Source organism: Staphylococcus pettenkoferi (genome assembly GCF_002902685.1).
Classification (GTDB): Bacteria; Bacillota; Bacilli; order Staphylococcales; family Staphylococcaceae; genus Staphylococcus; species Staphylococcus pettenkoferi.
Genome location: NZ_PPRN01000019.1, coordinates 1 through 24543, shown reverse-complemented (window position 1 = coordinate 24543; position 24543 = coordinate 1). Strand labels below are relative to the sequence as shown.

The 24543-nt window shown below is 41.1% G+C and carries 26 protein-coding genes; 13 read left to right on the top strand and 13 right to left on the bottom strand.

Translation table 11 applies throughout. From position 1 onward, the window contains the following. Positions 1–50 precede the first annotated feature (50 nt). From CD126_RS03980 to CD126_RS03965, 4 genes are all read right to left on the bottom strand, one after another. Positions 51–590 (bottom strand): hypothetical protein, encoded by a 540-nt coding sequence (locus CD126_RS03980; protein ID WP_049407286.1) that lies wholly within the window; start codon positions 588–590, stop codon positions 51–53. Then, the gene (locus CD126_RS03975; RefSeq protein ID WP_049407284.1) at positions 587–1747 is read right to left on the bottom strand and encodes an AAA family ATPase; all 1161 of its coding nucleotides are present in this window, start codon (positions 1745–1747) and stop codon (positions 587–589) included. The genes CD126_RS03980 and CD126_RS03975 overlap by 4 nt, the downstream gene beginning before the upstream one ends. 141 nt (positions 1748–1888) lie before the next feature. After that, positions 1889–2149: a hypothetical protein gene (locus CD126_RS03970; protein ID WP_049407282.1), complete on the bottom strand. Its 261-nt coding sequence runs from the start codon at positions 2147–2149 to the stop codon at positions 1889–1891. A gap of 155 nt (positions 2150–2304) precedes the next feature. After that, positions 2305–3594, bottom strand: coding sequence for an arsenic transporter (locus CD126_RS03965; RefSeq protein WP_103370066.1), 1290 nt, complete (start codon positions 3592–3594; stop codon positions 2305–2307). Positions 3595–3786: 192 nt separating this feature from the next. Between CD126_RS03965 and CD126_RS03960 the strand changes: the two genes are divergently transcribed. Together CD126_RS03960 and CD126_RS03955 are read left to right on the top strand one after the other, a co-directional pair. Further along, the gene (locus tag CD126_RS03960) at positions 3787–3987 is read left to right on the top strand and encodes a helix-turn-helix transcriptional regulator (protein WP_049407278.1); all 201 of its coding nucleotides are present in this window, start codon (positions 3787–3789) and stop codon (positions 3985–3987) included. Beyond that, on the top strand, positions 3980–4483 hold the full coding sequence (locus CD126_RS03955; RefSeq protein WP_049407276.1) for a DUF3278 domain-containing protein: 504 nt from the start codon (positions 3980–3982) through the stop codon (positions 4481–4483). Before CD126_RS03960 ends, CD126_RS03955 begins: the two co-directional genes overlap by 8 nt. A 122-nt stretch (positions 4484–4605) precedes the next feature. On the opposite strand, the gene CD126_RS03950 is transcribed toward CD126_RS03955, so the two are convergent. Beyond that, positions 4606–5076 (bottom strand): thioesterase family protein, encoded by a 471-nt coding sequence (locus CD126_RS03950; protein ID WP_049407274.1) that lies wholly within the window; start codon positions 5074–5076, stop codon positions 4606–4608. 357 nt (positions 5077–5433) lie between these two features. On the opposite strand from CD126_RS03950, the gene CD126_RS03945 reads away from it, so the two are divergent. After that, the gene (locus tag CD126_RS03945) at positions 5434–6528 is read left to right on the top strand and encodes a YkvI family membrane protein (RefSeq protein WP_049407272.1); all 1095 of its coding nucleotides are present in this window, start codon (positions 5434–5436) and stop codon (positions 6526–6528) included. A gap of 760 nt (positions 6529–7288) precedes the next feature. On the opposite strand, the gene CD126_RS03940 is transcribed toward CD126_RS03945, so the two are convergent. The 7 genes from CD126_RS03940 to CD126_RS03910 are packed head-to-tail and all read right to left on the bottom strand — an operon-like array spanning position 7289 to position 12381. Next, positions 7289–8131 (bottom strand): urease accessory protein UreD, encoded by an 843-nt coding sequence (locus tag CD126_RS03940; RefSeq protein ID WP_103370065.1) that lies wholly within the window; start codon positions 8129–8131, stop codon positions 7289–7291. After that, positions 8131–8745 (bottom strand): urease accessory protein UreG, encoded by a 615-nt coding sequence (ureG, locus tag CD126_RS03935; RefSeq protein ID WP_049407269.1) that lies wholly within the window; start codon positions 8743–8745, stop codon positions 8131–8133. The genes CD126_RS03940 and ureG overlap by 1 nt, the downstream gene beginning before the upstream one ends. 33 nt (positions 8746–8778) lie before the next feature. After that, positions 8779–9468 (bottom strand): urease accessory protein UreF, encoded by a 690-nt coding sequence (locus CD126_RS03930; protein WP_049407267.1) that lies wholly within the window; start codon positions 9466–9468, stop codon positions 8779–8781. Next, positions 9461–9913 (bottom strand): urease accessory protein UreE, encoded by a 453-nt coding sequence (gene ureE, locus CD126_RS03925; protein WP_049407265.1) that lies wholly within the window; start codon positions 9911–9913, stop codon positions 9461–9463. The genes CD126_RS03930 and ureE overlap by 8 nt, the downstream gene beginning before the upstream one ends. A 21-nt stretch (positions 9914–9934) precedes the next feature. Continuing rightward, complete coding sequence (gene ureC / locus CD126_RS03920; RefSeq protein WP_049407264.1) at positions 9935–11650, bottom strand: urease subunit alpha; 1716 nt, start codon at positions 11648–11650, stop codon at positions 9935–9937. Continuing rightward, a complete protein-coding gene (locus CD126_RS03915) occupies positions 11647–12066 on the bottom strand; it encodes an urease subunit beta (RefSeq protein WP_049407262.1) in 420 nt (139 codons plus the stop codon). The genes ureC and CD126_RS03915 overlap by 4 nt, the downstream gene beginning before the upstream one ends. 12 nt (positions 12067–12078) lie before the next feature. Then, entirely contained in the window at positions 12079–12381 is a 303-nt protein-coding gene (locus CD126_RS03910; protein ID WP_103370064.1) for an urease subunit gamma, read from the bottom strand. A gap of 216 nt (positions 12382–12597) precedes the next feature. Between CD126_RS03910 and yut the strand changes: the two genes are divergently transcribed. The 7 genes from yut to CD126_RS03875 all read left to right on the top strand — a co-directional run bounded on the left by yut (position 12598) and on the right by CD126_RS03875 (position 19448). Beyond that, positions 12598–13500: an urea transporter gene (gene yut, locus CD126_RS03905; RefSeq protein WP_049407261.1), complete on the top strand. Its 903-nt coding sequence runs from the start codon at positions 12598–12600 to the stop codon at positions 13498–13500. 181 nt (positions 13501–13681) lie between these two features. Next, on the top strand, positions 13682–15160 hold the full coding sequence (nikA, locus tag CD126_RS03900; protein WP_103370063.1) for a nickel ABC transporter substrate-binding protein: 1479 nt from the start codon (positions 13682–13684) through the stop codon (positions 15158–15160). After that, positions 15157–16143: a nickel ABC transporter permease gene (gene nikB / locus CD126_RS03895; protein WP_049407259.1), complete on the top strand. Its 987-nt coding sequence runs from the start codon at positions 15157–15159 to the stop codon at positions 16141–16143. The genes nikA and nikB overlap by 4 nt, the downstream gene beginning before the upstream one ends. Continuing rightward, a complete protein-coding gene (gene nikC, locus CD126_RS03890) occupies positions 16140–16964 on the top strand; it encodes a nickel transporter permease (protein WP_049407257.1) in 825 nt (274 codons plus the stop codon). The genes nikB and nikC overlap by 4 nt, the downstream gene beginning before the upstream one ends. Then, complete coding sequence (locus tag CD126_RS03885; RefSeq protein ID WP_103370062.1) at positions 16957–17730, top strand: ATP-binding cassette domain-containing protein; 774 nt, start codon at positions 16957–16959, stop codon at positions 17728–17730. Before nikC ends, CD126_RS03885 begins: the two co-directional genes overlap by 8 nt. Continuing rightward, positions 17730–18425 (top strand): ATP-binding cassette domain-containing protein, encoded by a 696-nt coding sequence (locus tag CD126_RS03880; protein ID WP_049407254.1) that lies wholly within the window; start codon positions 17730–17732, stop codon positions 18423–18425. Before CD126_RS03885 ends, CD126_RS03880 begins: the two co-directional genes overlap by 1 nt. Positions 18426–18542: 117 nt before the next feature. Continuing rightward, entirely contained in the window at positions 18543–19448 is a 906-nt protein-coding gene (locus CD126_RS03875) for an ABC transporter substrate-binding protein (RefSeq protein WP_103370061.1), read from the top strand. 1097 nt (positions 19449–20545) lie between these two features. Here the strand turns inward: CD126_RS03875 and CD126_RS03870 are convergent. Beyond that, positions 20546–21976: an APC family permease gene (locus CD126_RS03870; protein WP_049407251.1), complete on the bottom strand. Its 1431-nt coding sequence runs from the start codon at positions 21974–21976 to the stop codon at positions 20546–20548. 298 nt (positions 21977–22274) lie between these two features. On the opposite strand from CD126_RS03870, the gene CD126_RS03865 reads away from it, so the two are divergent. The 3 genes from CD126_RS03865 (at position 22275) to CD126_RS03855 (ending at position 23716) form a co-directional block, all read left to right on the top strand. Further along, the gene (locus CD126_RS03865; RefSeq protein ID WP_049407248.1) at positions 22275–22991 is read left to right on the top strand and encodes an epoxyqueuosine reductase QueH; all 717 of its coding nucleotides are present in this window, start codon (positions 22275–22277) and stop codon (positions 22989–22991) included. Positions 22992–23121: 130 nt separating this feature from the next. Further along, positions 23122–23247, top strand: a complete 126-nt coding sequence (locus CD126_RS03860) for a type II toxin-antitoxin system HicA family toxin (RefSeq protein ID WP_082143037.1) — start codon at positions 23122–23124, stop codon at positions 23245–23247. 73 nt (positions 23248–23320) lie between these two features. Then, the gene (locus CD126_RS03855; protein WP_049407245.1) at positions 23321–23716 is read left to right on the top strand and encodes a type II toxin-antitoxin system HicB family antitoxin; all 396 of its coding nucleotides are present in this window, start codon (positions 23321–23323) and stop codon (positions 23714–23716) included. Positions 23717–24543: the final 827 nt, after the last annotated feature.

Below are 24543 nucleotides of genomic sequence, written 5' to 3'. Positions count from 1 at the left end.
TTCCATGTGGTAAAAGTCATTAAGTGTTCACAGGAGAGAACGGACTTGATTTACTTTAGGAGATTTTTAATAGAGTAACTTTTTTTATTAGGTCTGATGTGATGATATAAATTAATAGCATTCAAGAGGTCGTATTGTTGATAAAATTGCGTGATAAAATGTGAAGATTTAACTGGTCTGCGTAGTTTCATTTTTAGGTATGTGGAAGGCTTTAAGTGATGTCGGGACTTTTCCTTTTGATAATCTTTAAAAAGGCCTAAAGCCAAAATCATTAAAATTTCAATTTCTGGTTGAGTTAAGATAAAGATTTTGGCTTTGATATTTTTTAAATATGAGGATGGAATTTTAAAATTCTGGATAGTATCAACTACTAGAATAATTGATATAAAGTTGTAGTAGTTAGATCCGAGAAACTTTTTCACGAATTTGTTAGGGTTACGATAGTCATTAATTAATATTTTTTCTTCTATTAAATGATTTCGAGAAAATAAAAGTAAGTCCTTTTCAAGTAAAGTTTCAATAATTATTTTTTCACTTTCACCTTCGCATATTACTGCTATAGGATGTGTTGTATCTATCTGTAATTTCATAGTTTTATTGACTCCTCTTTTACAAGCATCTCTACGTTTTTTCTAATAGCGAGATGATCTACGTAACGAGGAGAAGTCTCGATATAACCACTTATAAACACATCGCTAAGCTCCATACTTTCTGCTTCATCATCACTTAATAAACTAGTATAACGCTGAACGTCAATACTATATTGGTTGCGTGTAATATAAATGCTATCTTTACGAGTAATCAAGTCGAGTAATTCGATATAATGTGTGCTAAATAGCAAGCTAGCACCTGTACGGTTAGACTGAGTTAAGAAGAAATCTAACATATCAAGTATGATGCGTTGATCAAGATGATCTCCTATTTCATCTACTATAAGATAACCACCACTTTTTAGAATTTGAATAACGTAATAGAGTAAAGTCAGCACTTTTCTCGTGCCTAGTGAAATATACTGATGAAGCGTATCCTCTGATAAATATAAAGGCTCTCGTCTATTCTTGTACTTTAAAGTGATAGTAGTGTGTTCCTTAAAGCTAGTGTCAACTGAATAATATTCAATAGAGTGATCGAGATGTTCTAAGAATTGTTGGTTTGATGTTTCAATTAAAAAATCGATTAATTTTTTATCTGATAAAGAGGAATCGTATTCAAGTAACACAGGTTTAGAAATATCTAAGCATAACGTTGGGAAAACGGAATACTTTTGATGAAGATGATTGTATTTCACTTTATAAACATCTTTATACAGCTCAGGTTGAAAGACATTTCTCCGTTTTACTTTAGCGTTAAGTCTTCTTTTAGAAATATGTTCTTCAGTGATATAACAATCTTTATCCGTTTTACTAATTCGCACTTGAGCCCGGTAAATAGTAGTCTCGTGAGCGATATATAACGTACAGGTAACGTTATCGTCAAAATGAGTGAGAAATTGAGGATAGGTATTTAAGCTCCCACGATTAAGGAATAAATCAAAGCAACTTTTAATAATATTTAGCGTTGTCGTCTTCCCTGAAGCATTTATACCTATGAATGCCACAGTATTTAGCGCATAAATGTAGTGGTTAATACGTGTGAGTCTTTCTTCTGGAAAGTTTGGATTGAAAGGTTGGCTAGCTGTAAAGTCGATATCTAGTGTTTGGTTCTTAAAGTGATTCAAGGGAGTTATAATGAGTCGGAGTACTTTCATGGTGTATAACCTCTTTTCAATAAGTTGTCTCGCGATAGGATAGTGTCAGTTAAGGTTCTATAGTTGTTGAATGGTAAAAAGTATATTTGTTGGATTGAATAACGGAGAGTGGTTTTGTAGCAGAAAGTTAATCATGTATCTTTAAAACAAACTGAGTATACGAGCGATTAACCCCGCAAAGGCTATTAGAATACTACAACCGGCTAATGACCAAGAAATGAGGCTGTTTCTCATTGATTTAAACTCAGCCAGCATCTTTAATTCCATTTCGTTCATTGCGATAGTGATTTTGTCTTCGATAACGGAGGGAAGTTGATTTAATTTGTCATTAACGCTATTAAGGCTATTTTCATTTAACTTTTCGTGTTGTTGAAATTCTTCTTTAGTTGGATATTGCGTCATCGTCATTACCTTCTTGTCATGTTCTGTCTTGATGAGAGTGGATTAAGCTTTATTATAAAGCATGTCGATGAGAAAGGGAAATGCGAAGATAGATAACCGCTTCTTTTAAAAATCTGACAAAGAAGCGGCTCAGAAACACACATTTTTTAAACCACTCACCACAACAATAATGTTAAATATAATCCTAATAATGTCATGACGAGTACAGGAATAGTAATGACGATGCCTGTTTTGAAGTAGACACCCCAGCTTATCTTGATACCCTTTTTACTCAACACGTGAAGCCAAAGTAACGTCGCCAGTGAGCCTATCGGTGTGATCTTCGGACCGAGTTCTGAACCGATAATATTTGCGTAAACTAAGGCAGACTGAATGGGCTCAGTGAGATGTAGTTCGTCGATCGCTAACACGTTGATAAAGACAGTCGGCAAGTTATTCATGATAGAAGACATGATTGCTGACAGAAAGCCCATCCCCATTACACTAGCGAAAGGATCTTGATCAGATAAGTAGCGTAGACCGTGCGCAAGCAATTCGGTTAGCCCTGCATTTTTCACTCCAAAGACGACGAGATACATACCTAGCGAGAAGAGAACGATATTCCACGGTGCGCCTTTAAGTACGTGGCGTGTGTCAACTGCCTTTGAACGTGCTGAGATGAGCAGTAAGATGAGCGCGACGATGCCTACGATAACGGACACAGGGAGTTGGGTAAAAGCACTGCTTAAATAACCGATGAATAAGATGATTAACGCAATCCATGACCAACGGAATAGTTTCTGGTCTTTAATCACTGTTTGTGGTGCAACTAAGTCTTCAGTATGGAATTGTTGTGGGATGGCTTTTCGAAAATACAACCATAAAACTACAATGCTACTTCCCAATGCAAAGAGGTTCGGAATCATCATGTGAAGCGCATAATCGATAAAGCCGATAGAGAAATAGTCGGCAGAGATGATGTTCACTAAGTTGCTGATGGTGAAAGGTAGGGAAGTCGTGTCCGCGATAAAGCCACAGCCGATGATAAATGGAAAGATAACGCGTTTGTTGGCGTTTAACGTGCGCATAATGGCTAACACAATCGGCGTCAGAATGAGTGCGCCACCGTCATTAGCGAAGAAAGCACTAATTAACGCGCCTAGGATAAGTATGTATAGATACATTAAGAAGCCACGACCACGAGATGCACGGACCATGTGTCGCGCGGCCCATTCAAAGAACCCGATATCATCGAGAATAATAGAAACGATGATGAGTGCGACGAACGTCAAGGTCGGATTCCAAACGATACGAGCAACATCTAAGACATCGTTGAAAGAGACGACACCTATGACCAGTGCGAGCACTGCACCGACGATTGCAGGAATGCTAATGTCGAGACCTCTGGGTTGCCAGATAACCAATATTAACGTGAGTACGAATAGTGTAATTGCGATCCAAACCATAGCTTTACCTCCGTAATATAGTAACGATATCACGATTTGAGGTGTGGTGCTATATAGGTGGTTGAAGCGGGTGTGAGAGAGTGACCAGGTTGTTTGTGAGTTTGAGATAGTAAAACGAGTGTTAAAAATGTCGGGTATATTTGACACTTTTACTAATGTCATATATATTTGACATAGAGAGGGAGATGAGTCATGACGAAATTAAATCAATATCGTAAAGCGCTTGGCATTTCCCAACTTGAATTGTCCAAAAGAGTAGAGGTTTCGCGCCAAACCATTAATATGATCGAGAACAATAAATATAATCCCTCGTTATCACTATGCATCAAGTTGGCGAAAGCACTGAATACAGATTTAAACACTTTATTCTGGGAGGACGAAGGCGATGAATGAGAAACTACTGAAGTGGTTTATTGGTACATCTACAGAGAGAGATGAGCGAGAGCAACAAGAGATAGCTGAGAGTTTAGGTACAGGATTAATGTATGTTGCGATAATCCTTCCTATACTACTATTAATCAATATAATCAACGATGCATTCCATCATCATTATAGTATGGGAACGTTTAGTCTCTTTGCTTTACTCATATTTATAAGTATTTATTCAATGGTGAAGATGAGAAAGTATCGTTTAGATAATGACCGTGTACATAATGAACAAGAATATAAAAAGTTGTTGAAGAAGTATAGAATACGTTGCACTCTAGCAGGTGTTTACTTTGGTGTAGTTATGGCAGCACTCAATTACTTCCTTGAACCAATGTTTCTCGATTTTTCAGATGGTTTGAGTCCACTACAAGTCTGTGTATATTTATTTAGCGGCGTATTATTTGGTTTCTTTATATACTTTTTTATGAAAAGCAAAATTCAAAAAGAATACGACGAATAGTTAGAGCAATAAATCTAAGCTACAAATATTAAAGAAGCAATTAATGTTTACAAATACAAAAAGTGAGCGAACTTCAATTATGCATTTAGCCATAGTAACGAAGTCTCGCTCACTCTTTTTTATTATTTTCTTGGAATGCCTATCACATGCCCGAATTGTGGTGGCATTTCTCTTGTTTCTTGCGCTTGATAATAACTTTCGAATTTCTCGATCACTTCTTGTGGGAAGTTCATACTTTTACGCTCATAGTTACTCACAGCCATCATCATTACTTCGTACGTAGCTGCACGCTCATCCTTCTCGTTATACATCGTCAAAAAGAGATGGATGCGCTTGTGATCGTAGTCATAAATATATGGATCGATGTAGAAGCGTTCGTTCACTTGTAGTTCTTGTAGAAACGACAAGTGAGATTCCAGAGAGAACACTGTACATTCGTTATTCTGACGATATTCAATCGTGAATCCCATATTTTCGAAAAGTTCTACGACAGAATCGCTAAAGATTGCATAATACGTTGCGTCGTGTAAGTGATTGTTGTGGTCTATCCATTCAGGCTTGACCACATTTTGTGAAATATATTCTAAATCCATTCCCATTCCCCCGGTAAAAAATATGTAATAACTTCTCCATTCTATCAGTTCGATGACTGCAAGGTCTAAGCATCTGTTTTTAAGTTATTATGTGCATAAGAGTTAAAATGTTCCTGTTGCATTCGTGATTATATTCAGATAATATAGTTTTGTAAGCGCTTACTTTTTATAATTTTATCTATAATCAAAGGTTATTTATTGCTAGAACTAACAAACCTGTTGTAAGGTGTACGGTATAAACTTTTATCATCACTATGCTTTAAGGGACTAAAAGCATCGTCGTTAGCGAATAACTCGATGAGACGCCAGTGCTCGTCACACGCTAACGAAATTTGATTACATACGAAGGGGATTTTTATGAAACGAATACTATTGATAGGTAGTGCATTTATCGGATTGATCGTCGGAGCAGGATTCGCTTCCGGTCAAGAGATTCTGCAATATTTCACTAGCTTTGGGATGGTAGGAACTTTCGCTGCACTCATCTCCACAGTACTCTTTGCGTACGTGGGTATGATGATGATGTGGCTCGGTTCGAAATTTAAAGCGACAGGTCACAACGATGTCGTACATAAGATTACAGGTTCCGGTTGGTTCGGAAATACGTTGTCATGGCTCATCGACGTGATTCTCATCTTGACGCTACTCTGTTTCGGTATCGTTATGTTAGCAGGTGGCGGTTCTAACCTTGAGCAACAATTTGGTTGGCCGACATGGGCTGGTACGACGCTCATGGCGATTATCACGTTCTTAGCTGGTATGTTGCGTATTGACGCTGTAGTTAAAATTATTGGTAATGTCACACCATTACTTATTATCTTTATTCTGATTATCGCGATCTTCTGTATCTTTACGTTGGATGGCTCTCTCGGTCATCTCAATCATTTAGCACAAGGACATAAACCAGCGATTAATAACTGGGTCGTGTCTGGTATTAACTATGTATCACTGAACGTGGGTCTCGGTGCATCGATGACGTTCGTTATGGGTGGTAATGAGAAGAATAGTAAGATTGCGGCTATCGGTGGTTTGCTTGGTGGCTTTGTGCTTGGATTAATGATTATTGTGAGTCACCTTGCGATTTTCTCTAAAATTGATGTCGTAGGTCACTTGCCGTTGCCTATGCTTGGATTGGTGAATGAGATTTCTCCTATTCTTGGCTTTATTATGGCGATTGTGGTGTACTTGATGATCTTTAATACGTGTCTGGGTATGTTCTATTCTTTAGCGACGCGTTTTTCTGATGCGGGTACGTCTAAGTTTAAGGTGATCTTTACGGTGACGTTGATTATTGGATATATTGTAAGCTTTGTTGGCTTTACTGATTTGATGGCGATTCTGTATCCAATCATTGGTTACTTTGGTGTGTTGATGATTCTGGTATTGATTTATGCGCCGATTAAGATGAAGATGAATAAGAAGCGGGGCGAGACTGAGGCGCCTGCTGATTAGTCTATTGTTTGGGCAAGGTTGAAGGTGTATGCTTTTGGCCTTGTCTTTTTTGTGGGGTGAGATGATTAAAATGTCTTCTTCTAATTTGCATTTGAGGGAATGTAGTGTGTTGTACTAATTTGTATTCGTAGGAATGTGGAGTTTGTTCCTAATTTGCAATACTGCGTATTGGGGTGGCGACGCTTTCCGCAGGCATGGCTTGAGCCTGTAGTCTCAAGACGCATGCTATTCCTGCAGGAGTCGCGCCATCCCCCTTAACTTGTATTGCAAGTGTTTTGAACAGGTTTATACTAATTGTAATTCATCACAAATCATCACACCCTCTCTCTTTGTTTGTGTTTGGTTTAATAGGGTGTTTCTAGGAAGAGAGTGTGGCGACATAAAAGTTGAGTTTCTTATGACAATAATACTGCGTATTGGGGGTGGCGACGCTTTCCGCAGGCATGGCTTGAGCCTGTAGTCTCAAGACGCATGCTATTCCTGCAGGAGTCGCGCCATCCCCCCTTAACTTGTATTGCAAGTGTTTTGAACAGGTTTCTACTAATTGTAATTCATCACAAATCACCACACCCTCTCTCTTTTGTTTGTGTTTGGTTTAATAGGGTGTTTCTGGGAAGAGGGTGGATTCGTTTAAAGTGAATGTATCCTCTGAGGATAAAGATTTTGAAAACGACGTTATAATATTCATCTTCCAAAATTAATTTTATTAACGCAAAGAAGCTACGTTTTAGCGCTCCTAAAACGTAGCTTGTTTCTTCTATTAATATTTGCGTAAGAAGGGTGCTTCTCTATCGAATAGGTCTTTTACAACTTGATCTTGGACTTGTCCTAATAAGCGTTCGATGACTTGTGTTTTACGGGCAAGAATACGGATGTTGAAGCCGTGGGTTGGAAGTTGTGATATGGCGAAACGACAGTCTAAATCTTGCGCTGCAGATTTCATGACGTCGTAGAGACGGTCAATCATCTTCTGCGTGACGTCTGGGTGGATAAAGTAACATGAGCCGAGATGGGTGTAGTCTTCCATATAGCCAATACCGCCCACCGCATCTTTCGCAGGATTCAAGCGTAAGTTATCGAAGACGACGAGCTCGTTATCGACGTAAATTTCATTGATTAGGTGTAGTTGTTCGTAGCTGAAATCGGAATCTTCGCTAGAGTAACCCGGAGTCAGAATATCGGTGTAGAATATGCTGCTTGTTGGGCTCAGGTTAAAATGATTATGCTGGAAGAAGTTCGCATGTTCGTATGCGATGATCGGATCACCGACGTATTCTAGATAGGCATGCTCTCCGATATTAAAAGTTTGGTATTGTTCGACATGATCTTCCAGCGTTTTATAAATCTTTGTCGCACCTTGAGATGTTAACGTGACTGCTGCGTTCGCTTCAACATCAAAGTTCATGCGGTAGCGGTCGCCATCTAAATAACCACCACCGACATTAACGATGTAAAAAGTCGGAATCGTAGACCCATTGAGGTAAATGGGGCGCATGACCTTTAAGGCTTTTTCAAAAAAGATGTCACGTGCGACTGACTTTCTACCATTATGAAAGACCGTTAAATCGAGCTCTCCTGTCCACTTAGGTTGTTGCGCTGTCATTACTCTAATCCTTTAAGAAAGACATCGCGTTCGATCCAGTTGATAACGTCGTCGAGCCCTTCGTCTGTCTTAAGGTTAGTGAAAGCAAATGGGCGTTCGCCACGGAATGTGCGTGTATCGGCTTCCATTTGTTCGAGTGAAGCACCTACGTGAGGGGCTAAGTCAGTCTTGTTGATGACGAAGAAATCGGATTTGATCATTCCTTGTCCACCTTTACGTGGAATCTTCTCACCTTGAGCAACGTCGATGATATAGATTGAGAAGTCGACCAGTTCGGGACTGAATGTCGCTGCAAGGTTGTCACCGCCTGATTCGATAAAGATGAGTTCGATGTCGTCGTTACGCTCTTTTAGCTCATCGATAGCAGCGAAGTTCATTGAAGCATCTTCACGAATCGCTGTATGAGGGCAGCCACCTGTTTCAACACCAATGATGCGGTCTTCAGGTAGCACACCTGTATCGACGAGAATCTTTTCGTCTTCTTTCGTGTAAATATCGTTAGTAATAACGCCGATGCTCATATCTTTGGCAAGGCGTTTGACAATTTTTTCTACGAGTTGGGTTTTACCCGCACCTACAGGACCTCCGATACCAATTTTAACTGTATCTGTCACAGTCAATTCCTCCTTTGTAATAGCTATTTAGACTTATGAGATAAAAATACGGACGTTGACATGCTCGTGCTCCATTTGGTTGAGTTCAAGACCTGGAGCGGTAATGCCAAGTTCGGATTCGTCAATGTCGAATATATGTTGTCGTACGGCGGTAATCGTCGGATACATACGATGAACGATGCGCTGACCTGCTGTCTGACCGAGTGGAATTGCACGCACTGCGTTCTGAGTGAGACTCGACACGTTCTGATAAAGGTAATAGTCGATGATGGATGGGAGATCGACACCTAGATAGTGACCGATCATCGTAAAGCAAATGGCAGGGTGCAATTTGGCTTTCTTGTCTAACATTTGTTGATGATACCAAGCAACCCACTCACTGTCGTATAGTTCCATAGCGAGTTTGACCATACGTGTGCCCATCTGTTTCGTACCTTGACGCGTCTCTTTCGGTAAACTTTGAACGAAGATGAGACGATCTAAGTGCAGAATCTTGTCTGTATCTTCGTTATTGAGCGCTTCATAAACGAGACGCATCGTTAAGCCGTCGGAATATGTCAGTTGTTCATTGAGAAAGAGCTGAAGCCACTCATGGAAAGTAGCTTCGTCGTGAACGACACCGCGTTGAATGTACGTTTCGAGACCCAATGAATGACTGAAAGCGCCAGTTGGAAATTGTGAATCACAGAATTGAAAGAGCCGTAAAGCTTGATGATCAATCATGAGAGTGTCCTATATGGCGGAATGCTTGATTGACTTTACGTGCCTCATGACTGTACGGAATGCCTAAGTCTTTCAATAAATCTTCGACGAGATAGTCATATTGTACGAGCATCTCTGTTTCTGTGAATTGTGCTGGCATATGACGGTTACCGAGTTGGTGGGCGATGTCACCCATTTCTTTCAGTGATCGCGGCTTGATGACGAGTAAATCTTCAGAGTTGACGTCGACGATAATCATGTTGTCGTCATCTTTGTATAAGATGTCTCCGTATTGTAAGTCGATAGGATTTTTTAAACGGATGCCGATTTCGTTACCGTGATCCGTCGTTACGCGTTGAATGCGTTTAACTAAATCAGAGTTCTCTAGGTAGACCTTTTCCGTATGAATGTTCTTCTCATCAGGACTTAAGTGTGCGATGTTGCCTTGAATTTCTTCAACTATCATCTTGATGTTAGCTCCTTTCAATTAGAATAAGAAATAGCGTTGTGCGAGCGGTAATGTTTGTGCGGGTTCGCTCGTAATCTTTTCACCATCTACAAAAACTTCGTAAGTTTGTGGATCGACATCTAATTTCGGTGTCTCACTATTGTTCTTCATATCTTGTTTCGTTAAGTTACGGATGCCGTGCACTGGGCGTACTTTACTGCGTAAGCCGAGTACTTGAGCGATATCGTGTTCGAAAGCAGTCGTTGATACGAAAGTCATTGAGGTACCATTAATGTTAGATCCATATTGGCCGTACATACGACGGTATTTCATCGGTTCGGAAGTAGGGATAGAGCCGTTCGCATCGCCGTTAACTGCAGAGTTGATTAAACCGCCTTTAACGATAAGTTCAGGTTTCACTCCGAAGAATGCAGGATCCCAGATAACCAAGTCAGCAAGCTTACCGCCTTCGATTGAACCGACATAGTCTGAAATACCATGTGTGATGGCAGGGTTAATTGTATATTTCGCGATATAGCGTTTGATACGGTTGTTGTCGTTGTATTCGCCATCACCTTCAAGGCTGCCTCGTTGTTCTTTCATACGATGCGCAACTTGCCAAGTTCTCGTAATGACTTCGCCGACACGTCCCATCGCTTGAGAGTCAGAGCTAATCATACTGAAGATACCCATGTCTTGTAAGACGTCCTCTGCCGCAATCGTTTCTTTACGGATACGAGAGTCTGCGAAAGCCACGTCCTCTGGAATTGAGGCATTTAAGTGATGGGTGATCATAACCATATCGAGATGTTCGTCAATTGTGTTGTGTGTGTAAGGTAGGGTAGGGTTCGTAGATGATGGGAGCACATGTGAATAGGATGCCGATTTGATTAAGTCAGGAGCGTGACCGCCACCTGCACCTTCCGTATGGTACATGTGTAGTACACGGCCTTTGACCGCTTTCATCGTATCTTCCATAAAGCCCGCTTCATTCAACGTATCTGCGTGTAGCGCGATTTGGACATCATAGTCGTCAGCTACAGAGAGTGCGTGATCGAGCGCGGAAGGTGTCGCACCCCAGTCTTCGTGTACTTTCAGACCGATTGCACCAGCGTGGATTTGTTCGATGAGCGCAGTGTGGTTTGCCGCTTGTCCTTTACCAGTGAAACCTACGTTCAATGGTAGTTCTTCCGCAGCTTGAAGCATGCGATGGATATGCCATGGACCCGGCGTTACGGTTGTCGCTTTCGCACCTTCTGATGCACCTGTACCGCCACCGATATGTGTAGTTATACCGCTTTCGAGTGCGACCTCGGCTTGTTCTGGATTGATAAAATGCACGTGCGTATCGATACCGCCAGCTGTCACAATTTTACCTTCGCCAGCAATGATATCTGTCGTTGAACCGATAATAATGTCCACGTTGTCCATGATGTCTGGATTACCCGCTTTACCGATTTTCATAATGTAGCCATTCTTCACACCGATATCTGCTTTAACAATCTTGTCGTAATCAAGAATTAAGGCGTTAGTAATGACGAGATCTGCGACATTTTTATCATCACGCGTCACATTCGGATTCATCGCCATACCATCACGGATAGATTTACCGCCACCGAATGTTGCTTCGTCGCCGTAAGTCGCGTAGTCCTTTTCGACATGCGCAAATAAGTTTGTGTCACCTAAACGTACAGAATCGCCCGTCGTCGGACCATAGAGACTCGTATATTGTGATTGCGTCATTTTGAAACTCATTGGTCATACCCACTTTCTTTATTAGCATTCTCAGAACCTTCGTCTTCAGCAGCGATAATCTTAGAGTCATCGCTCGTATCATCTTCACCAGGTTTCACGACACGTGATTCATCGACTGTATCGTTAACTTCACCATGGAAGCCGAAGATACGACGATTACCGCCATATTCTACGAGTTGAATGTCCTTTTCATCGCCAGGTTCGAAACGGACAGCTGCACCTGCTGGAATGTCGAGGTGTTTGCCATACGCTTTCTCACGTTCGAAGTCTAAAGCAGGATTCGCTTCATAGAAATGGTAGTGCGAACCCACTTGGACTGGACGATCTCCTGTGTTCTTCACTGTTAATCGTGTTTCATGGTGCTCTTGATTCACTGTAATTTCGGTATTTTTAACTTTAATTTCACCAGGTTTCATCATACGACCTCCTCAGACGATAGGGTGGTGGACAGTGATGAGTTTCGTACCGTCAGGAAATGTCGCTTCGACTTCCATCTCAGTTAACATATCTGCAACACCTTCCATCACGTCGTCCTCATTTAAGATTTGTTTACCATAGCTCATCAATTCAGCTACTGATTTACCATCTCGAGCCCCTTCGAGTAGTTCGTAGCTGATAATTGCCATTGCTTCAGGATACTTCAGTTTCAGCCCACGTTGTTGACGTCTGCGAGCTACATCTGCAGCGACCACCAACATGAGTTTGTCTTGTTCACGTTGAGTAAAATGCACAGCGTTCCCTACTTTCTATAAAAATATTGTGTGTAAAACTATTTAATGCTGTCTATTTATAATGTTATTCCTAATTATGTACTACTACAAGAAAAAAGCTAATACTAAATAATCACTACTAACATTAATAGTGTAATTATGAAAAATGTATTACTTTATATTTGTAGAATTATATAATAGTATTGATTTGTATAACCAAATCGAGAAGGTGAGGACTTGAATTACATACGCATTATTCTGCGCAATATTTCGCAAGTATTATTGATTAACAACGCGTGGACCGGTTTGTTGATTCTCATCGGTTTATGGATTGGCAGCATTGAAGTCGGTATCATGACTTTAATCGCGAGTATCGTCGCTCTGTTGTTAGCGCCTTGGACAAACTATTCTGAAGCGGAGATTAAAGAGGGACTCGCAGGGTTTAATCCCGTACTAACTGCGATTGCGCTGACACTCTTCCTCTCTAATGAGTGGTATAGCTATGTCGTAGTACTGGTGGCGATTGTCATTACTTTACCCATCGGCTCAGCATTCAGAGAGTTCTTCAAGCCATTTAATGTTCCGATGTTGACAATGCCGTACGTCTTCATCAGTTGGATTATCTTGTTGATGTCTTTCCAATTTGAATTTATCAATGCGAACGTCAACATTTTACCGGACAAGGTACATGAGATTGAATACTCACACCATCCGATACAGATGATTACGGCGTTCTTTACGGGATTTAGTGAAGTCTTCCTGCTAAAAAGTCTCCTCGCAGGGATTCTGATACTCATCGGAATCTTCGTTGCCTCACGTAAAGCAGGACTCTATGCCATACTCGCTAATCTCATCGGTTTAGGGGTCGTGATGTTGATGGGTGCCAATCATGACGAGGTCAACGAAGGTCTCTTTGGCTATAACGTTATCTTGACGACACTCGCACTCGGCGTGGCCTTTAACACACGTCTACATCGCATCGTAAGTATCGTGCTCGGTATCTTGTTGACGATTGTGCTACATGCCGGGCTTACGACCTTGCTCACACCATTCGGCATTCCTGTATTTACCCTGCCATTTATCGTGGCGACGTGGATCATGTTATTCGCAGGTTCAAGTATGAAAGTGCAGGATGATTAATTATTTGAAAAAGAATGGGGAGAGCGTGGGTAAGTGAATCACCGTTTTACCTTAGTGAATGACGTGTCTGAACGAATAACAATGTGGGGACTGCAAAAATAATATGATGAGGGTCTCCGCCAATGAGTGACAACTTAATATAAGAAGCATGGATAATTTGATTGAAAGAAGGAATGGAACCATGAAGAAAGTAATCGCAATGGTTGCTTCATGTACATTACTCCTTGCAGGATGTGGTTCTGCAAGTCAGAAAGATCAAGCGCAGACATTGAATGTGGAGATTCCACTGAAAACGACGTCGATAGCGCCCTATGATACCGATGTGCCTGTGAAGATGGGTGCAGTAGAAGCGCTTTTTAAAGCTCAGTCCAACGGCAAAGTGAAGAAAGAATTAGTGAAATCTTATCATCAACCATCAAATAAAGAATTGGACTTGACGTTGAAAGACGACATTCATTTTCAAAATGGAAAAAAGCTGACAGGGCAAAAGGTGAAAGAGAGTCTGGAAGAAAGCTTGGATAACAGTGGACTCGTCAGAGGGTCGTTACCTATCAAGTCAATTGAAGCACATGGGCAAGAGGTGAAGATACATACCTCTAAAGCATATCCAGAACTCGTGTCGGAGCTAGCTAGTCCGTTCGCAGGTATTTATGACACGCAAGCGAAAGGGAACGTGAAGAAACAACCTGTAGGTACAGGGCCTTATCAAATCAAGCACTATCGTCAATCGCAATCGATTGAAGCGGATCGTTACGAACACTACTGGAAAGGTAAGCCGAAGATGCAACATCTGAAAGTGTCTTACCAAGAAGATGGCGATAAACGTACGAGTGACTTGAAAGCAGGTCGCGCAGACATCATTACAGATGTGCCTGTTGAGAAGATGGATAGCTTGAAGAAAGATGATAAGACGAAAGTGTCCAATGTATCAGGTTTCAGAACGAGCTTGTTACTCTACAATCATACGAGTGATAAAGTGAATAAAGATGTGCGAGAAGCCTTGGATCGTGTCATTGATAGAGATAGTATCACGAAACATATCTACAAAGGCTACGCACACCCAGCGACAGGTCCGTTTAATGACAAATTAGATTATATTAAAGATCAAGAACCAACTGCTCAAGATATTCAAAAAGCGAAGCAGTTGTTGAAAGACAAGGGCTACGATCAACATCATCCGTTGAAATTGAAGATGGTGAGCTATGATGGTCGTCCAGAACTGCCTAAGATTGCGCAAGTGATTGAATCAGATGCGAAAAAAGCGAATATCGACCTTGATATTCGTAATGTAGACGATATTGAAGGTTACTTGAAGAATAAGAAACAATGGGATGTGTCGATGTATAGCTTTGGTACCTTACCACGTGGCGACACAGGCTATTTCTTCAACCAAGCGTATATGCCAGATGGTGCGATTAATAAAGGCGACTATCATAATCAACATGTCGTCGATCTGATTCATCAATTGAACACGACCGTCAATACACAAGACCGTCATCAACTGACTGAACAAATTCTGAAAGCCTCAGATAAGGATCAAGCCAACAGTTACATCGCCTACAATGACACACTCATAGCAATGAACCATAAAGTGCATCACCTTCAAGCCTCTCCAGAAGATATTTACTTGGTAGATTACAAGGTGGATAAAGGCTCATGATTGTAAAAAGTATACTTTCTAGAATAGGACAAATGATCATCGTATTATTTGTCCTTTCTACTGTGACGTTTATTTTAATGAAACTTGCGCCTGGAGATCCTGTAGACAAGATACTTCATCTCGATGAAGCCAATGTTTCTCATCAACAGGTTGAACAAACACGTGAAAGTTTAGGCTTGAATGCTTCCTTTCTATCGCAATACATTCATTGGTTAGGCCAAGTGATACATCTTGACTTCGGACAAAGTTATCAAACCGGAGAGCCAGTGACGCAAGAATTGTTGTATTATACACCACCTACGCTGATCATAGCTGGCGCGACTATTGGAGTGGTCTTTCTCGTGACGGTCCCACTTGGGATACTCGCAGCAAAATACTATCAACGTACTTTGGACAGAGTTATTCGTATCGTCACTTCCTTTGTGGTCAGCATCCCTTCGTTCTTTATCGGCATTATTTTAATTTACTGTCTGAGCGAGCAACTTCATTGGTTGCCGTCATCAGGCATTGATTCGCCTTTAAGCTATGTGATGCCCGTTGTCGCATTAAGTCTGGGTATGAGTGCTTACTATGTGCGGCTCATGCGTTCACGTCTCGTTGAGGGCTATCATTCACGTGAAGTGCAAGCGTCTCGCAATCGCGGGCTTTCGGAACGCTTTATTTTACGTAAAGATATGTTACAACCTGCGCTGATTCCCATCGTGACGATGTTAGGTATGTCGGTGGGCAGCTTAATAGGCGGAACTGTGGTCATAGAGAATTTATTCGGCATTCCAGGTATTGGCCACTTTCTCGTCGATAGTATTCGTGCGCGTGATTATCCGGTCGTTCAAGGTGCTGTGCTGATGATTGGTTGCTTCGTCGTGATCGCGAATACAGTGAGCGACGTGATTCTGATGTGGCTTGATCCAGAGCGACGCGTGCACACGCATGTAGATCAGTCGGGTAAAAAGGACACGCCTAAAGGAGGAGGCATATTATGAAAAAGATAATAAAAGGCTCGAATTTGCCTATCCTCCTTTGCGTGGTTTACATGTTCATTATCGTGGCGAGTCAATTGTTTGTGAGCGCACATCAAGCATTCGACGTTCACTTAGGCGAAACGTTACGTGCGCCCTCTAGTGCACATTGGTTAGGCACTGACGATTATGGACGCGATCTCTTTGCCCGCATTGTTATTGGTGCACGTTACACCCTTGTAGTAACACTGTTAACACTCATCGTGACGGCAATCGTCGGTATTCCTTTAGGATTATTAGCTGGCTATTATGGGGGATGGCTGAAGTCTGCGATGATGCGTTTAGTGGATATCGGCTTAAGCATCCCTGAATTCGTCTTAATGATTGCGCTCGCTAGCTTTTTCAAACCGAGTATCTGGACTTTAGTCATTGCGATTGTTCTGATTAAATGGATGACCTATACGCGGCTCACTTGCGCATTAGTGAGTAGCGAAGTGACGAAACCTTATGTTCAGATGGCGCGGTACTTTCATGTCCCCAATCTTGTCATTATGTGGAAACACTGCATGTGCCGTGCCTGGCCTTCGCTCATCGTGATTATGACGGTCGATTTCGGTAAGATTATTTTATATATTTCATCACTCTCATTCCTCGGTTTAGGCGCACAACCCCCATCTCCAGAGTGGGGTGCGATGCTGAATGCGGGTCGAAGTTATATGACGAGTCATCCGATTCTGATGCTTGCGCCAGCTGCGATGATTTCCTTGACGATTCTGCTCTTCAACTTAGCTGGAGATGCGTTACGAGATCGACTGTTAGACAAAGGAAGTGAATCTCATGACTGAAGAAATATTAAGCGTTGAACATCTTAGCGTGACATCTGATACTGGCGACCCTCTCGTGCAGGATATGTCGTTGACGTTATTGCGCGGTCATCTACATATGTTGATTGGCGAAAGTGGCTCCGGTAAAAGTTTAACGGCGAAAGCGTTGATTGGGGCGCTTCCGAGTGATTTACACAGTTCTATGGAAGCTTTACGTTATCAAGGTGAACAGCTACAGTCTGTGACATCACTTTTAGGACGTAAAATAGGCTACATTGATCAAGATTATACGCATAGTTTCAATAATCATACGCGATTAGATAAACAACTCGCTGAGATTTATCGCTATCATTTTCAAGTATCACGTCAGCAAGCACAACGTCGTGTGACGCAAGCGTTGAAGCGGGTGAATCTTGAATCTGCAATCGCACACGCTTATCGCTTTGAACTATCGGGCGGACAACTCGCTCGAATACAAATTGCGAGCGTCTTAATGTTGAATCCTGAAGTGATTATTGCTGATGAACCACTTGCCTCATTAGATGTGCTGACAGGGAAAGCGATTATGGAACTATTGACGCACTTGACTACGACTCACGGGCAAACACTGTTACTCATTACGCATGACCTATCTCAAGCGCAGCAACACAGTGATGTGATTGACGTGATGAAAGCAGGACAACACGTGGACTATTTAACCGCAGAAGATGTGGAGCAACAACAGATGACAGACTATACACGTCAACTCTTCGCAGCACGTAAACGACTTACGAAGGAGCAAAGCTAATGATACAACTAGAACATGTGCACTTTAACTATGGTAAACGCGAGATCTTACATGATATTAATTTAACGCTTGAGAAAGCTCGTATCGTCGGCGTAGTTGGGGAAAGTGGTTCTGGAAAGACGACGTTGAGCCAAGTTATTCTAGGCGCTCAGAAGCCGACGAAAGGTCAGGTTCATCGCTCGAACCAACGTATCTTGCCGATCTTTCAACATGCGAGCCAAAGTTTCAACCCCGATATGACGATTGGCGCTTCGATGAGTGAAGCCTTGAAGTATTATGACAAGACGCAATCTGCAGAGGCGCAACAACGTCTCGAACAGTTAATGGTGTCATTGAAGTTACCTCAAGAGCTGTTGCGACAACGACCAGGTCAAGTCAGCGGGGGCCAACTTCAACGGCTCAACATTATTCGCACGTTGATGTTTCAGCCTGAACTACTCATTTGCGATGAGATTACCGCCAACTTAGATGTGATTGCCGAACAACATGTGATAGATATACTGACCGCATATCATCGTAAGACTCATCAGAGCATGTTAGTGATTTCGCACGATCTAGCGTTCTTACAACAATTTGTCGATGAGTTTGTGGTGTTAAAAGATGGACGTATTGTCGATCACTTTGAATGCTTAGAATTGTTTGATGAGCAGCGTGCAGCTTATACCAAAGAATTAGTTGCAGTTTACGAAGAATAGCTTCATCAGAGATGAGTAAAAATATTGAAAACGCTTATCAATTAACTTGAATAATATTTTATGCGATGTATAATTGAAAATAACTTAACGTAATTGAGAAAAAAGGAGCATTTTAATATGAAAAAGTTACTCATTCCGTTGATTGTTCTCGTACTTGTACTCGCAGCATGTGGAAATGGCTCAGATGATAACGGAGATAAGAATGATAAGAAGACGTACAAGCAAGACGATGGCAAGAAAGTGAAAGTGCCGAAACATCCTAAGCGTGTCGTGGTACTTGGAACAACTTACGCAGGTGGCTTGAAACAACTCGATACCAACATCGTGGGTGTAGCGAACCTCGTGGATGATAGTAAAGTTCTCAAGAAGAAATTTAAAGGCGTGAAGAAAGTCGATCCAGAGAAAGTGGAAAGCGTTGCGAAATTGAAACCAGATCTTATCGTTACATACAATACGGATAAGAACTTGAAGAAATTGAATAAGATTGCGCCAACAGTGGCTTACGATTATCAGAAACATGATTATAAGGATCAACATAAAGAGTTAGGTAAGCTTGTGGGCAAAGAGGATAAAGCGCAGAAATGGATTGACGATTGGGATAAGAAAACGAAGAATGATAGTAAAGAAATCAAGGATAAGCTAGGTCAGGATACGACGGTTTCTATTATCAAGGACTTTGATAAGAAGGTTTATGCGTTAGGTAAGACGTATGGTCATGGTAGTGAGGTCGTGTATGATTCGTTTGGTATGAAGATGCCGGATAAGGTTGAGAAGGCGACGAAGAAGAATGACTTGGCTGAGATTTCGAATGAGGAGATTCCTGAGATGGCTGGGGATTATGTGATTACTCCGGTTGCGAAGGGTAGTAAGTTGTCGTTTGAGGATAAGGATTATTGGAAGAATACGGATGCTGTGAAGAATGGACATACGATTAAGGTTGATGAGGGGATTTATTGGTTGAATGACCCTTATTCTATGGATTATGAGCGTAAGGATTTGAAGGAGCAGTTGTTGGATAAGTAATTTCATTAACTGATTTCTATTGATAAAAGGTAATTATATTTTTATTGTTTACGCTTAATTGTTTTCTCTTGCGAGAAAAACTGAAAGGCTTTTAGTGATCTGTGAAAATTTAATACCTTGCAATGAATGGGAGATGATACTTTAAGTCATGCTTGCCCAGGGGCTGCGCCTCAACTAATTTTCGCTTTTGAAGCAAGCGAAAATGGATTTTCGGCTGCAGCTTAATCCCTCGGGCGTCAGACTTAGTATCATCTCTTTTTGTATTCTTATCATTTATAGATTTATTGATAAGCAGGCTTTCAGTTTGTGCTTAAGGGCTACAACTTAAACAAAACAATCTTTTATTCAACTATTACATCCTCTCCTTCCATCCATATTATTTACTTGTGTGTGGGTGGATTATAGAAACTGAATACTGTTTCTATCATTTGGGAATGTCGTAGTAATTTTTGTTTCTCTTACGAGAAAACTGAAAGTCTCATTTGAGAGTGACGGTTAAATTGTTTTCTCTTGCGAGAAAAGAACTAAAAACCTTTAGTGGTTCGTGGAAATTGAATAGCTCGCAATGAATGGGAGATGATACTTTAAGTCATGCTTGCCCAGGGGCTGCGCCTCAACTAATTTTCGCTTTTGATGCAAGCGAAAATGGATTTTCGGCTGCAGCTTGATCCCTCGGGCGTCAGACTTAGTATCATCTCTTTTAGTGTGCGGTGAATTGATTTTGTTTCTAATGAACGGTTTTCAGTTCAGCGATAGGGGGAATTCAATGTATTCCTTTAACGATGTGTTTTTAGATTTTCAGTTTCTCGAAATAAACATTCGTCAATTTCATTCTAATACTGCAAACCATAAACTGCTCCATCATCTTACTCACCCAAACTTTACCATCACATTCTTCTTTTAGTGGTGTGTGGAGGAAGGGTGTAATGGTACTAATTAAAGAGCTCTGTATGAATCGCATGTTTCTGGAAATCAGGAGGGTAAAGAAGCTAGTTACTGTATGGAAATAACTAAACAGTCTTACTTAGTTGTGAAGAGATGGACTAATTTCAATGTAAAGTTAAAGCACCGGACGCTGATGCGCCTGGTGCTTATTTTTAGTCTTTGATGTGTTTTTTAGAATGTTGAAGTCCGTAGATAAAGTAGATTGCGAGTCCGAAGATGAACCAAGCGAGTGTGTAGAGTTTCGCTTTGCTATCGAGTCCCCAGAATACAATTGCTGTACTGAGGAATCCTAGGATTGGCAATACTGGGAAGAATGGCATCTTGAAGCCGGGTTCTGGTAGATCTTTACCTGCTCTGCGACGTAATGCGAAGATACCGACTGATACGAACATAAATGCGACGAGTGTTCCTGCTGAAATGAGTTGGGCTAGGAATTCGAATGGTGTTACTGCACCAAGGATAACTGCGACGATTGTGAGTACAATCAATGAATTGTTTGGTAGGTGTTTTTTGTTCAATTTACCTAACCATGATGGTAGTAGGCCGTCACGTCCGAATGAGTAGACGAGTCGTGAGCCTGCGAGCATCATACCGATGAGTGCTGTGAACATACCGATGACTGAAATACCTTGAACGATGGCAGCGACGACTCCGAATCCGCTTTGGCGTAGTGCCCAGCCTACAGGTTCAGCTGTCGTACCGTATGCGGAGTATTTGAACATTCCGATGAGTACGAGTGAAACGGCAACGAAGAGTGTTGCTGCGATGATGAGTGAACCCATGATTCCGCGTGGCATCGTTTTCTGTGGGTTGATGGCTTCGGCTGAGTTGGCTGCGATTGAGTCGAAGCCAATGTATGCTAGGAAGATCATTGATACCCCTGCGTAGATACCTTGCCAGCCACCGAATGCGCCATTTGCAGTTTCTTTGTATTCTGGGATGAATGGCACGTAGTTTTCTGGATGTACCACTGTAAGTCCGACTACGATGAAGAGCAAGACGGCAAAGACTTTTAATACTACAAGGATATTCTCTACTCGTGCAGCTTCTGATACGCCAAACGAGAGGAGTAATGCAGTTAAGATGATAACGATAGCAGCAATGATATCGATGATGCCGCCAGATGCACCTAATGTATGAGTTAAAGCATCGGGTAACTGGATACCTAGTGGCGAGATGAGGCCGCGAAGGTTGGCTGAGAAACCTGAGGCAACGAATGCGACGGCGATAATATATTCGGCTAATAGGGCCCAACCTGCAATCCAACCGAAGATTTCGCCAAAGACGACGTTAATCCAAGAATAGGCTGAGCCAGCGTAAGGCATAGTGGATGACATTTCTGCGTAAGCAAAGGATACGAGTGCAGCAACGACGGCAGCGAGGATAAATGAGATGACTACGGCCGGTCCAGTATGTTGTGCAGCAACGATACCAGGCAGAGTGAAGATAGCCGTAGAGACAATTGTCCCGACTCCGAGTGCAATCACATCTCTGACACGGAGCGTGCGTTCGAGATGCGAATCTTTATCTTGATAGACTGATGGATCTTCTTTCTTGAAGATCTTTTGAGTAAAACCTCCCATGAGTAACCTCCTGATTGATATTAAAATGTATTACTCCGTTCATGACAGAGCGATAAGATAATTTATATCATAGCACAATTCTCGGAAAATAGTTAGATAATTCTCAATGTTGCGAAATAAATTTTGTGACAAATTTTACTTTAAGAGAGAATAGTATTGAAAAAATGCATGCAAGTTAGATTCTCATCGCAATTTGAAGAAGTGATGAACAGATTTTACCATTTTACGAAAAAATAAACTACACCTAATGAACAACTATTGATATAATTTGGTAAAGCAATATAAAAGGGTGATTAATATGATAGAAATGGATGGCATCGTAGCGAAAATGAAAAATCAGAAGATTAACTATGATAAAGTCCTACGAAAAATGATAAATGACTGGGAACGCAATGGGGAGCGTCCAAGCATACTACTACATAGCTGCTGTGCGCCGTGTAGTACCTATACATTAGAGTTTCTCACACAATATGCGGATGTAGCGATTTACTTTGCCAATCCAAACATTCATCCTAAAAATGAGTATTTGAGACGTGCAAAAGTTCAAGAACAGTTCGTTCACGACTTCAACGAACGTACTGGCGCAAATGTGAAATATATTGAGGCGCCATACAAACCACATGAATTTATGAAGATGGCGAAAGATAAAGGGTTAACAGAAGAACCAGAAGGCGGCCGTCGCTGTACAGCTTGCTTCGAAATGCGTCTCGAATTCGTAGCTGAAGCGGCTGTGGAATACGGCTATGATTACTTCGGTAGTGCGCTAACACTTTCACCGAAGAAGAACGCACAACTCATCAACGAAATCGGTATGGATGTACAGAAGATTTACGATGTGAACTATTTACCAGGCGACTTTAAGAAAAACAAAGGATACGAACGTTCAATCCAAATGTGTAACGACTACAATATCTTTAGACAATGCTATTGCGGATGTGTCTTCGCAGCTATGGACCAAGGTATTGACTTTAAACAAATCAATAAAGATGCGAAAGCGTTCTTAGAGCAATTCTAATCAGATAGAGATGCGCACCTCAACAAAGTCGTTGAGGTGCGTATTATTTGTGGATAAAAGTTTTAGTATATGTTATAACATATGTAATGTTATATAAGAAGAGTGTAATTTAGTAACGTCAACAAGAGAAATCATCAAGAACCTTGAGAATGATGGATGGTTTTTAGTAAGTAAGGTAGATAGCCATGGTCATTACAAGCACTTAATAAAAAAAGGTAAAGTTACTGTCCCTCATCCTAAAAAGATATTTCTATAGGAACTGAAAAAGCAATATATAAACAAGCTAAAATGTAATCTTTAAACAACGAAAGAATCAGGAGGCGTTTAATTTGAAATACACATACTATGCAGTTTTAGAAGAAGAAAAAGAATATTTTAATGTTTCATTCCCAGATTTGCCTGGAGTCTTAACTTATGGAAAAGGTATTAAGGAAGCGGTGGAGAATGCGCAAGATGACTTGAATGGCGCATTATTATTAATGGAAGAAAATCAAGAAAGTATGCCTGAAGCGTCTACTTATAACCAACTTGCCGAACAACTAAATGAGAAAGAACGACTCCAACTCATTATTGCAAATACCGACGTGGCAAGAGCGCTAGAAGAGAACAAGACAGTTAATAAAATGGTGACACTCCCAAAATACTTAGTGAAACTAGGAAAAGAACATAACGTTAACTTTAGCCAAGTCCTACAACAAGCTCTTAGAGAAAAACTGAAGATTTGAAGTGGCAAATGGTAGAAATTTCACCTTTGTAGAATAATTTATATTTCATCTAAAACTATATTGAATGTAGGTAGACTCCGATGCACGAGTATGAATTAGTTAGAAAGAAACTCTTTCTATCCTAGAAATACTATAAATGAAAACAGAAAGAGTAGTGTGTGTTTTGGACAGTGTGTATTGGAAGAATACTTACTTTTCCTCGATATTCTAAAACCCGAATCACACGATGCATAACCTTATATAGAAACACTTACTCCCTCGAAATATTATAATTTAAATAACAATGAAAAGAGAGAATATGTGATGTGAAGTAGTCGAATACGTAAATGAAGAAGATCAATATTTCTTAGTACTCATGCAACACGAGTAAAAGGTAGGAGAAGGCGAGACTCTTGAGGTATTAAAGGGCACAGCGAAAATCCAGTAATAACGCGCACCAAGCGTTATTACTTAGTTGAGGGTCGCGGTAGCTGACTGAATTCGAGAAGGCACTTTGCTTTCTCGAACTCTAGTCATCCTCGCGGGGGAAGCACAACGAAATCACAGATTTCTGTGCTTCTCCCCCTAAGAACGCGAGCCGTTTCTTCCACCCAATACGCAGTATTGCATTCTCGAAATACTATAATTAAACACAAAAATAAAGAAAGTAATGTGTTTGTATGAGTAGTAATTATAGTCTAATTAAGCATTAGGTCGAAGTTTATAAAATATAGAAATACATGCAATACAAGCAAAGGGTTGGCGCGACTCCTGCAGGAATAGCATGCGTCTTGAGACTACAGGCTCAAGCCATGCCTGCGGAAAGCGTCGCCACCCCCAATACGCAG

What these genes read in the sequence shown, in the direction of transcription:
- CD126_RS03980 (WP_049407286.1), bottom strand. Translation starts at nt 590, where the DNA reads ATGAAATTACAGATAGATACAACACATCCTATAGCAGTAATATGCGAA.
- CD126_RS03975 (WP_049407284.1), bottom strand. Translation starts at nt 1,747, where the DNA reads ATGAAAGTACTCCGACTCATTATAACTCCCTTGAATCACTTTAAGAAC.
- CD126_RS03970 (WP_049407282.1), bottom strand. Translation starts at nt 2,149, where the DNA reads ATGACGCAATATCCAACTAAAGAAGAATTTCAACAACACGAAAAGTTA.
- CD126_RS03965 (WP_103370066.1), bottom strand. Translation starts at nt 3,594, where the DNA reads ATGGTTTGGATCGCAATTACACTATTCGTACTCACGTTAATATTGGTT.
- CD126_RS03960 (WP_049407278.1), top strand. Translation starts at nt 3,787, where the DNA reads ATGACGAAATTAAATCAATATCGTAAAGCGCTTGGCATTTCCCAACTT.
- CD126_RS03955 (WP_049407276.1), top strand. Translation starts at nt 3,980, where the DNA reads ATGAATGAGAAACTACTGAAGTGGTTTATTGGTACATCTACAGAGAGA.
- CD126_RS03950 (WP_049407274.1), bottom strand. Translation starts at nt 5,076, where the DNA reads ATGGATTTAGAATATATTTCACAAAATGTGGTCAAGCCTGAATGGATA.
- CD126_RS03945 (WP_049407272.1), top strand. Translation starts at nt 5,434, where the DNA reads ATGAAACGAATACTATTGATAGGTAGTGCATTTATCGGATTGATCGTC.
- CD126_RS03940 (WP_103370065.1), bottom strand. Translation starts at nt 8,131, where the DNA reads ATGACAGCGCAACAACCTAAGTGGACAGGAGAGCTCGATTTAACGGTC.
- CD126_RS03930 (WP_049407267.1), bottom strand. Translation starts at nt 9,468, where the DNA reads ATGATTGATCATCAAGCTTTACGGCTCTTTCAATTCTGTGATTCACAA.
- ureE (WP_049407265.1), bottom strand. Translation starts at nt 9,913, where the DNA reads ATGATAGTTGAAGAAATTCAAGGCAACATCGCACACTTAAGTCCTGAT.
- ureC (WP_049407264.1), bottom strand. Translation starts at nt 11,650, where the DNA reads ATGAGTTTCAAAATGACGCAATCACAATATACGAGTCTCTATGGTCCG.
- CD126_RS03915 (WP_049407262.1), bottom strand. Translation starts at nt 12,066, where the DNA reads ATGAAACCTGGTGAAATTAAAGTTAAAAATACCGAAATTACAGTGAAT.
- nikA (WP_103370063.1), top strand. Translation starts at nt 13,682, where the DNA reads ATGAAGAAAGTAATCGCAATGGTTGCTTCATGTACATTACTCCTTGCA.
- nikB (WP_049407259.1), top strand. Translation starts at nt 15,157, where the DNA reads ATGATTGTAAAAAGTATACTTTCTAGAATAGGACAAATGATCATCGTA.
- nikC (WP_049407257.1), top strand. Translation starts at nt 16,140, where the DNA reads ATGAAAAAGATAATAAAAGGCTCGAATTTGCCTATCCTCCTTTGCGTG.
- CD126_RS03885 (WP_103370062.1), top strand. Translation starts at nt 16,957, where the DNA reads ATGACTGAAGAAATATTAAGCGTTGAACATCTTAGCGTGACATCTGAT.
- CD126_RS03880 (WP_049407254.1), top strand. Translation starts at nt 17,730, where the DNA reads ATGATACAACTAGAACATGTGCACTTTAACTATGGTAAACGCGAGATC.
- CD126_RS03875 (WP_103370061.1), top strand. Translation starts at nt 18,543, where the DNA reads ATGAAAAAGTTACTCATTCCGTTGATTGTTCTCGTACTTGTACTCGCA.
- CD126_RS03870 (WP_049407251.1), bottom strand. Translation starts at nt 21,976, where the DNA reads ATGGGAGGTTTTACTCAAAAGATCTTCAAGAAAGAAGATCCATCAGTC.
- CD126_RS03865 (WP_049407248.1), top strand. Translation starts at nt 22,275, where the DNA reads ATGATAGAAATGGATGGCATCGTAGCGAAAATGAAAAATCAGAAGATT.